This window comes from Massilia sp. DJPM01, assembly GCF_030348125.1.
In the GTDB taxonomy this organism is placed as follows: Bacteria; Pseudomonadota; Gammaproteobacteria; order Burkholderiales; family Burkholderiaceae_D; genus Telluria_A; species Telluria_A frigida.
Map to the genome: position 1 here is coordinate 1 of NZ_JAQOZV010000129.1, position 4,015 is coordinate 4,015.

At 57.1% G+C, this 4,015-nt stretch carries 4 protein-coding genes; all 4 read right to left on the minus strand.

Annotation, left to right across the window (positions count from 1 at the left end; translation table 11 throughout):
* Positions 1–241: 241 nt before the first annotated feature.
* The 4 genes from PO883_RS33905 to PO883_RS33920 all read right to left on the minus strand — a co-directional run bounded on the left by PO883_RS33905 (position 242) and on the right by PO883_RS33920 (position 3,742).
* Positions 242–1,525, minus strand: coding sequence for a replication endonuclease (locus PO883_RS33905; protein WP_289313714.1), 1,284 nt, complete (start codon positions 1,523–1,525; stop codon positions 242–244).
* 86 nt (positions 1,526–1,611) lie between these two features.
* On the minus strand, positions 1,612–2,202 hold the full coding sequence (locus PO883_RS33910) for a helix-turn-helix domain-containing protein (RefSeq protein WP_289313715.1): 591 nt from the start codon (positions 2,200–2,202) through the stop codon (positions 1,612–1,614).
* Between the two features lie 582 nt (positions 2,203–2,784).
* Entirely contained in the window at positions 2,785–3,327 is a 543-nt protein-coding gene (locus PO883_RS33915; RefSeq protein WP_289313716.1) for a hypothetical protein, read from the minus strand.
* Positions 3,284–3,742, minus strand: coding sequence for an RHS repeat-associated core domain-containing protein (locus PO883_RS33920; RefSeq protein ID WP_167093854.1), 459 nt, complete (start codon positions 3,740–3,742; stop codon positions 3,284–3,286). Before PO883_RS33920 ends, PO883_RS33915 begins: the two co-directional genes overlap by 44 nt.
* Between the last annotated feature and the right edge of the window lie 273 nt (positions 3,743–4,015).

Here is a 4,015-nt window from a genome sequence, read left to right on the forward strand (position 1 = left end):
CCGTAATGGTCAGTCGCATGCAGTCGGCGAGCGTGCGCGCCTTGGTGGATTTTTTAGCCGCCCGCCTTTCACTGGAATGAATGAGGGCGCAACTGCTAGCCCGCAGCAAGCTGCAAGCTGCGGCACAACAGCCGTTGCGTGGACCACCAAGCTACCAAATGTCATCTGGTGGTAGCTTCGCTCCCACCAAGCCAACAATTGGCAGGATTTCGCTTTGGCCGGAAAAATCCGGGGTTCCGGCTTAGACCCCCGCAATGGTGGCCTTGGGGATACGGCGCAGTTCGCGCCACAGCGTGATGTTGCCCGCACCGAATGCCTGGAATTGGCGGATGCCGTGGGTCTTGGCCCAGGCCGTCACATGCAGGCTGGCCGTGATCGCCGGCTCGCCCGTCACGTCCAGCTCCAGCTTGTAGCCGTCAATGTTCTTGGCAATGTACTTGGCCACGTAGCCGGTGGCGCTGCCCTTGTCGGGGTCGATGGGGACGAAGTGGCAGCGGTTCTTGGCCGCGCCCACCTCGTCCGGGTGCGCCTCCAGCGCGTAATGACGGATGATCGCCTCCAGCCGCGCCGCGTGCTGCGGCAGCACGAACACGATCAGGTGCCAGTGCGGGCAGGCGTCATGGTGCGGCTCGGCCACGCGCAGGCCGTACAGCTCGATGCCTTCGCGCTCCAGCTTGGCCCGCACCCGGCCCCACAGCTTGCACAGGTAATCCTGCGCTTGGCGTGGCGTATAGCCCCGGTAGGCCGGGTTGCCCTGGCCGCTGCCGGCCAGCGTGGCGTGGTAGCACGAGGGGCAAGTGATCGTGGCGAACAACGCGCTGTAACCATGATCGCGGGCGTAGTCCTCCATGCCGCGTATGCGAGTCATCAGTTCGGCACGGCGAATCGCCTTGTTGCTGGTGCCGCGCTCGGACAGCTCTTGCAAGGTAAACCGGTCGCCGTTCTCGTTCTCCAGCACCGTCGATTCCATCCACAGCCGGTTACGCGTTTCCTCGCGCAAGCAGCGCAGCATCGCGTCACGGCTGGCGTAGGGATCGCGCTGGCGTTGAACCAGATGTAGGCGGATATTGCCATTTTCCAGCGTGCGGGCGTACTGGCGCCGCAATTGACGACGCCACCAGTGGCAGCACGACAGCCGCTTTACTTGCGCATCCAGGGTGTCGCCCTTCGGTACCGGCACGCGGGCGGTGCTGCATGTGTGCTCGATGATCGCCTGCTTCGCCTGCGCGTCGCTGGTGCCGGCCAGAATCAGCGCAGCAGCATCGGCGCGGCGGCGCGCATGCTCGACGATCTCGCCATCGGTAGCTGTCAGGTCTAGTCCGCCAGGAAGGTAGCTGGCGCGAAATGCGTTGATGCTGCGATCAACAATCGAATCGACCGTTTGCGGCAACAGGAAGTGTTGGCAGGCGTCGGTGACGCGCTTGGTGAGCTGGCTTTTCCAACGCGGCGGCAAGCCGTTCAGGCCAGGATGCGCGGCAATGCGCGCGTTACGTAGAGATAAAGCTAGGTCGGGGGTAGGTGTCATGCGGCCAAATATCAAATTCGAGATCATTCTCGAACGTGATATTAGAACTCATCACTCCCTACGTCAAATCAATTTCGAGATTTATCTCATTTTTGCTTTATTTTGGTTTGTTTGCCACTCACACCCATCGCCTTGTCCAACTCAACGGCCGACCGTTCTAGCTCGTCCAAATCCGCAGCCTGCTGCGTTGCCTTAGCCGCTCGCTCAGCAGGATCACGACTCGGCCGCAGTCGTTGCCGACGATGGTTGATATCGGCCATGCCAACCATCTTTTGGCTTTCCTTGTCCGATATCGACTGCCCCGCCACCAGCCCTTCTTCGATCAGGACATCTTTGATGATGTGGCGCAGGTAGTCGTCCAGGGACATATGCCAGCCGCTAAACGGGTCGGGCCGGTCACCATAGAAGAAATGGGTAATGGGTTCACCCAGGGCCTGCGCGATCAGCTTGATCTCACGGTAGCCGGGGTAGCTGTCCGCATTCTCGTAGCGAGAGATAGACACCTTGGACACGCCCGCCTGCTGCGGATCGACGTGCTTGGTGGCCTGACTCAGCTCGTCCAGCGTCCAGCGATGGCGCTCGCGGTGCTGTTTGATGCGCCGCCCCACCTCCAACTTGTCGGCATCGGGCAGGTCATCGGTGGAAGAGGTCTTAGGGGCTTTAGGTGGCTGGAGCATCACATTATCTATAGTGGCTGGGACAGGCGATGTTTTATCATGGATTTGAGAACTTATCACGAATTTGATGCTAATACGCCGACTTTATTTGCGCCCGGATACGGCACGCCACGTATCGCTCCGTAGGGCATGGCTACGGGTCCATAGGATACATGTAGCTGCCCCTAGCTCTAGACGCGCCTACTCCTAGGTAGAAATCCTTAGGCACCTGTCCTTAGGCACGTACCTATTGGCACGTATTTATAAGCACATATTGGCGGCCGGGCGGTGGGTCATGAGAGTTGCCGCAGAAACCGGAGGTTGCGTGACGTGTGAGACATCGGCAGGGGCTGCGGGGGACTCCCCGCGCCCCGCTGACCACTCTCTTCTTGCCGGGTTTTTCACACCAGGAGGATTTTTCCACCGCCGGATGGGATACAGCTAGGATACGAATAGCATACGCTAGGATACGCGGCAGATACGGACAGGATACGGCCAGCATTTCAAGTCGCCCTCGCCACCTTGGGCTAACTAATGTTCAGCCCGTGTCGGCTTGTCGGAACGAACCCCGTTCCTGCCGGTCAAAACTCATTTGCCACAATTTCAGCCAGAACGTTCCAGCCGTTTTCTAAACATTAATGATCGTTCGGGCCAATCCTCGCGGAGAAATTTCTTGGCTTTTTTTGACCCCGATCTGGCAGCACGCTCAAGCAACGCCGTCATTCCCTCGATATCTTCCAGAGTCCAGCTTTCATCGAACCGATAGATTCGCAGCATCGCTCCTTCGAACTCGTTTTCAGCGTCGCCACTCGCCAACAGTAGCGCTGACTCATCATCCATGCTCGCAGCGAAGCTCTTTCCTGCTTGCCGGTACCGATCAAGACCAAATAAATCTGATTCGTATTTTGCAGAGAGAAATGCCAAGACAGCCCTTCCAATATGCTCTTCGACAGTTTCCTCACTTAACATGTCTAAATCAGATAGCTCGTGGAAGAAACTTAACTCTCCTGCGCCGCCTCCTCTTTTTTGAGTGAACATTTGGAGCGATTGGTCTTGCTCATGCAACCTAATAATCAAATCCTGCAACGATAAATTGGCCATTTTATTCCTTCCCACAGTCTTGGTAACAAGCGCGGTGCGCAGCATCAGCTGCATCCATACATTGAGAATACGTCTGCTTATTACGACCCTTCATACCTGACATTGCCTGACAAAAAGCTACACGTGCGCGATCATCTTTGTCGCAGTCGGCTTCACAACGCTCACGGCTAGATGACATACAGACATTAGCAATCGCCGTGAAAATTCGTGGAATCAAAAGCGCTCTGTCTTTGGCGGCCTCAATTTCTGCCGTGAACCATGACGAATTTTGCGACGAAGGCAAGGGTTGCATCTCTGGATCAACAAGACCAGGCGGTGGCGTATTTTTACAAATTGTCACGAGGCCAGTTGTTGCGCATGAATATGCAAGCCCCAACGGATCTATTCTGCTGAGTGGGTTGCCCCCAACATAGCCGTAAGTGTTTATACCACCGTCGAGCCCAATGGGATCGCTTTGGATATAACGCCCACCCGACGCGCACTTCCCTAAATTTCGCCACTTTCCCTAGTCGAATCAACAGCTTGAAGCGGCTAAATCCAGATGCCGCCCCGGTATTGTTGCAAATTTCTCTAGACACGCATTTTGGCTTGCGCACGCGCGCGAGGCAAGACCTTTCGGTTAAGTTAATCAAGCTGGCATCGCGGCGGCGTGTGCGCAGTCAGGGGCGCGCAGCGGACCCTTGACGCAAACCGCAACCCCACGCACCAGCCGGGGTTAGGGGAGGCTTTTTTT